The organism is Roseovarius autotrophicus, from assembly GCF_018069895.1.
GTDB lineage: Bacteria > Pseudomonadota > Alphaproteobacteria > Rhodobacterales > Rhodobacteraceae > Roseovarius > Roseovarius autotrophicus.
Genome location: NZ_JAGQDH010000050.1, coordinates 1 through 4443, shown reverse-complemented (window position 1 = coordinate 4443; position 4443 = coordinate 1). Strand labels below are relative to the sequence as shown.

The 4443-nt window shown below is 64.7% G+C and carries 6 protein-coding genes; 4 read left to right on the top strand and 2 right to left on the bottom strand.

The genetic code is table 11. The features are described 5' to 3' along the window. Nucleotides 1–190: 190 nt before the first annotated feature. A complete protein-coding gene (locus KAK09_RS18330) occupies nt 191–2182 on the bottom strand; it encodes a phage terminase large subunit family protein (protein WP_210880367.1) in 1992 nt (663 codons plus the stop codon). Beyond that, nucleotides 2130–2732: a hypothetical protein gene (locus KAK09_RS18325; RefSeq protein WP_210880366.1), complete on the bottom strand. Its 603-nt coding sequence runs from the start codon at nt 2730–2732 to the stop codon at nt 2130–2132. Before KAK09_RS18325 ends, KAK09_RS18330 begins: the two co-directional genes overlap by 53 nt. Nucleotides 2733–2866: 134 nt before the next feature. Here KAK09_RS18325 and KAK09_RS18320 point away from each other — a divergent pair, with 134 nt between their 5' ends. The 4 genes from KAK09_RS18320 to KAK09_RS18305 all read left to right on the top strand — a co-directional run bounded on the left by KAK09_RS18320 (nt 2867) and on the right by KAK09_RS18305 (nt 4263). Continuing rightward, nucleotides 2867–3079, top strand: a complete 213-nt coding sequence (locus KAK09_RS18320) for a hypothetical protein (RefSeq protein WP_210880365.1) — start codon at nt 2867–2869, stop codon at nt 3077–3079. Between the two features lie 32 nt (nt 3080–3111). Then, nucleotides 3112–3321, top strand: a complete 210-nt coding sequence (locus KAK09_RS18315; RefSeq protein WP_210880364.1) for a DUF6900 domain-containing protein — start codon at nt 3112–3114, stop codon at nt 3319–3321. Nucleotides 3322–3417: 96 nt separating this feature from the next. Then, entirely contained in the window at nt 3418–3642 is a 225-nt protein-coding gene (locus KAK09_RS18310; RefSeq protein ID WP_210880363.1) for a hypothetical protein, read from the top strand. Between the two features lie 96 nt (nt 3643–3738). Next, nucleotides 3739–4263 (top strand): DUF3489 domain-containing protein, encoded by a 525-nt coding sequence (locus tag KAK09_RS18305; protein WP_210880362.1) that lies wholly within the window; start codon nt 3739–3741, stop codon nt 4261–4263. Nucleotides 4264–4443 lie beyond the last annotated feature (180 nt).

Sequence of the window (4443 nt, the reverse complement as noted above, 5' to 3'; positions counted from 1 at the left end):
AGTCACCCGCCAGCTACATGGAGAGCGCGGCTGACTGGCCGCCGCCCGCCACGCGCGCCCCGCAGAAACCCCAGGTGGCCTAGTTTTGCGCCGCCCCGTGGCCCAATTTTACTCCGGCGTTGACACATAGGAAACATCAGCCGCGCGGCAATGGCTCTCTCCCCCTCCTTGCGCGATTCCGGAGAGCTCATCAACTCATGTAGCTCGACCGCACTGTTCGCCGCCGTGCGGATGGGCGCGCCGACGTCGCAGCACCCGTAGCCGTGTCCGGCGCGGATGTGCCTGTTTCCACCGCCAACTGCCGCTCCAACTCCGCCCACCGCGCTTCCGGCCAGCGATCAGCACCCGCGATCCACGCAGCAGCGCGGGCGTAGACCCGGCAGTCCAACGCCTCGTTGCGCTCGCGCAGTTTTTGCCATTCCAGCTTGGTGAAGCCGCGCTTCGACTTGACCGTGATCAGCTGCTCGGCTGTCAGCTGTTTCAGCCATTCGCTGTCAGCCCAATTGGGCAGATGCACCGTCCCCGCGGGGAACTCCGCACCGCCTGTGATTTCCTCTGGCGTTGGCCGGTCCTGCCGCAGAAAGCGATAGGTCTCGGCCTTGAAGGTCGATGTCGCCACCGACCACAGCCGCGCACCGCGCCGCAGACGCTTGCCGCCGATGGTCGCATCGACATAGGTCGGCCCTGTCACCGGGCTTGACCGGTTGAACCCTTCCAGACCTTTGACCGGTGCGACCTGGCCAAACCCCACCTGCCGCGCCCAGGCGTAGACGGCGCTGGTCTCATAGCCGGTATCAATGGCCAGTTTTGCAATGGTCAGGTGCTGGCCGCTGGGATGCGCCCATGTTCGCCCCAGCAGATCGCTGAGTTTTTGCCAGCATGCCGGATCGCCCGGGCCGCCCTCGATCACCACATGATCAATGAGCCAGCTTTGTAAGCCGCGACCCCAGGCCCAGACATCAACCTCGATCCGGTCCTTCTGCACATCGGCACCTGCGGTCAGGAACAGGCCACCCGCAGGCACCGTGCCCGCTTTCCATGTCTCCCGCCGCTCTGCCAGCCGCTGCCAATCCGGGGCCTCGCCGGTCTCGAACCAGGTCTCGCCAAGGATCGTGTTGCGAAACGCGCGCATGGCCTCGTCATTGCCCTGTGCCGCCTCCCATGCGCGCGCAATCCGCGACCAACTGAGCCAGCCGATGGGCGAATAGAGCGCCGAGAGGTGATAGCCGACCGTGTGCGGGTCCGCCGATTGTGCTGTTGCGCGCCATTCGCCCGTCGCCAGCATGGCCGTCTTGTGGTGTTCCGCGATGGGCTTCTCACAGCCCTCGCAGTGATACTCTGCCGTCTCTGGCTGGCCCTTCTTCCAGCGCAGCCGCTCGAACCGCAGCCATTGGCGATGCCCGCACTGCGGACAGGGCACGAAATAGCGCCGCTGGTCGGACGCCTCGAATTCCCGCTCGATGCGCGAGAGTCCCCGGATGGTAGGGGTGGAGATCAAGAGCGCCTTGCGCCGATGCGCGAAGGTCAGCGAGCGGGCTTCGGCCAGGCTGACAGGATCGCCTTCCTCGTCGGCTGAGGCCGGATAGGCATCGACCTCATCCAGAAACAGATACCGCGCCGGCGTCGAGCGCAGGCCCACGGCCGAGTTGGCCCCCGTCATGATCAGGATGCCGCCCGCGAATTCCTTCGACAGCATCGTGTTGCCCGCGTCACGCGAGCGCGCAGGCTTGATCCGCTCCCGCAGCTCCGGGCTTTCCTCGATCAGCGGATCGATCCGCTGGCGCGAATTGCGCTTGGCCAGTTCCACTGTCGGCTGCACGGCCAGCATCGGTCCCGGTGCGTGGTGCATCACGAACCCGATGAAACAGTTGCCCGCTTCTGTCGCGCCCACTTGAGCTGCCTTCATGAACACCACCCGCTGCACGGGGCTGGCCGGCGAGAGCGCATCCATGATCTCGCGCATATAGGGCGTGCGCGCCGTGCGATACCGGCCCGGTTCCGCCGAGGCCCGCGACGACAGCCAGCGATGGCGATCCGCCCATTCCGACACGGTCAGGTTCGGATCAGGCCGGATCCCGCGCGACCATTGGCGCAGCAGATCCCGGGCGCCATCAAAGCCGGTGACGTCCTCACCCAAGGCCGCTGCGGATATCGGCAAGGCTGTCGAGTTGGGCGCGGACATGGGCTTCCAGAACTTTCTGCATCAACGCCGCCTCCACTGTGATCTCCTCTCCCAGAGCAGCGGCCAGTTCCGAGGCCATCAGCGCCGCCACACGCGCAGGCCATGTCACCCAGGCATCGCGTTCCTCGCGCGCAAGGCGAAACATCAGGGTTTCCGCCCGCGCGCGGTCGACCAGCTCGCCTTTCAGCCTTGAGAGCCGGATGCGGCGTTCCTGCGCTTTCAGCACCTCATTCGCGGTCTTGGCCTGCAGGAAGGTCGTGCCGCCGCCTGCGATCGGGGCAGCCAGCCCTTCCTCGCGCAGGGTCTCGCCCACCGAGGCGACTGCCGCCTCGGGCACGGGTTTCAGTTTCCCCTTTGGCGCAGCAGATGATTTTGGTGCTGCGCGTGATTTCGATGGGTCGGTCATCGTCGCGCGGCGCTGATCGGACGCCTCGGCGTCGATGCTGCCGTCCGCGTGCAGGACAAGCCGGCCAGCTTCCTTGGCCTTCTGGATCGCCCCGCGCGACAGGCCCACGCGGGCGGCATACTGGCGTTCGCTCAGGCCCTGCATGGCTTGACCTCGCCCCACATAAAGCAATGAAATTGCTGCGATTTCAGTTGATTATACTCCGCACCGGAGCGATTCTGTAGATGAAGCAAACGGGTGCATCGCACCGCCCCAAACCACCGCAAGGAGCACTGACCATGACCATCGCAATTCCCTCCGACACGACGCGCATTTTCATCGACCGCAGCCGCTTTATCGCCGCCATGAGCACCGCCGCGCTGCAGGGTCACCTCAACGACATCAACCTGAATGCCGAGGTCTTCGAGATGGCAGGCCGGATCGGGATCGACTGCCTGACGATTGAGTTGGCCGATGTCGTCCCGGTCCTGAAACAGCACGGGTTCATCTGAGCCCGCCTAGAACACCGCTCGGAGGACAGACCATGCCCCGCCGCACAAAAACAGACTTACCCGCACAGCGTGATGCCCTGCTGATGAAGATCGCAGAACGTCATCTTTTCCTCGATACCCTCGAGACCCGCAACGCCGACACCCTCGACTTCAACGAACATGCCGTCTGGGCGGTCCGCTCGGCGCTGGAGGCAGCATTTGAGGCTGGTCGCCGCGCGGGCACTGCTGGCGCCCAATCCTAAAGCAAGTTTATGGCTCTGAATTTCCTACACTTTCCGGCGCGGTCGAGCGATTCTGATGACACAAGGATGATGCAACTCAACTGAGGGAACTCCGCCATGACCCGCCGCGCCACTGACAATTCCAAAGCCCTCGACGCCTTCCTCGCCGCGAAGGCCGAAATCGACAGCATGCTCGCACGCCTCGCCGCGCTGAGCGACGATCATTTTGACACCCACCCCGACGAGATCAATTGGGGCCATGTCGGCACCCTGAGCCACTACCGCGACCGCCTGCGCGAGATTACCGACAGCGCCTTCAAGGAAGGCGAACACGCCGAGTGACAAACAGACACGCAGCTTTCGCGGCCCGCCGCGATGGCGGGCTTCACCGGGTAGAAGCTCGTGCATATCGCGCGGGCCAAAACCGGAGACGATCCCATGCCCCAGATCCAGCTATCCGACGCCCAAGCCGTCATCCTGTCCGCCGCCTGTGCGCGCGAGGACGGGATGGTGTTTCCCGTCACCGCCAGTCTCAAGGGCGGTGCGGTCGGCAACGTGTGCAAGAGCCTCCTCAAACGAGGGCTGATCGAGGAAGTGCCCTCGACCGACCACCACACTGTCTGGCGGCACGACGATGTGCGCGGGCCCATCACCCTGCGCGCGACAGCGCTGGCCTACAGCTCCCTCGGGATCGCGGACGATCCGGAGGAGCAGCTGGACGGGCAGCACGACGCCGTCACCGCGCCTGAACCCGCCCGCCGCCGCAGCGGCACCAAGCAGGAGGCGGTGATCGCCATGCTCCGCCGCGCGGAAGGCGCAACTATCGATGAAATCGCTGCAGCGACACAGTGGGCGCCGCACACAGCGAGAGGATTTCTCTCCGGCGCGCTGAAGAAAAAACTCGGACTCGCCATCACGTCCGAGAGGGTTGAGGCGCGCGGGCGAGTCTATGCCTTGAAGTAGGCGCAGAATGCCTCGACGCGCATCGAAAACAGTGCCATACTCGCATCTAATTCGATGCGCTTCGGGAGGCCCACCATGAACATCACCAAGGACATCAGCCCGTTGACCGAGTTCAAGCGGGACTCGGCGCGCATGATCGCGCAGATCAAGGAGACCGGTCGGCCGCAGATCCTCACCGTA